Source organism: Rhodoplanes roseus (assembly GCF_003258865.1).
GTDB lineage: Bacteria > Pseudomonadota > Alphaproteobacteria > Rhizobiales > Xanthobacteraceae > Rhodoplanes > Rhodoplanes roseus.
Window position 1 is genome coordinate 1 of record NZ_NPEX01000797.1, and the last position, 276, is coordinate 276.

The 276-nt window shown below is 61.2% G+C and carries 1 pseudogene; it reads left to right on the top strand.

The window, feature by feature from the left end:
* Window positions 1–275 (top strand): annotated as a pseudogene (locus CH341_RS34890) (UbiH/UbiF family hydroxylase); the annotation flags it as partial.
* Between the last annotated feature and the right edge of the window lies 1 nt (window position 276).

The window sequence follows — 276 nt, forward strand, 5'->3', positions numbered from 1 at the left end:
ATCTCGGCCTGCGCGACGTCGAGGCTCTCAAAACGGTCCTGTCGCTCAATCGCAACCGGCTCGACGAAGGTACGGCCACAGAGTTTCACCGCCTGCGCCAGATCGATGTTCGCAGTCGTACGCTTGCCGTCGATCTTCTGAACCGATCGCTGTTGACCGGGCTTCTGCCGGTCCAGGCATTGCGCGCGATCGCGCTCTCGGCAGCCGGCGGCTTTGCACCTTTCCGACGCTTTCTAATGCAGCAGGCTCTTGCGAAAACGTTCCAGGGTCTCTGAG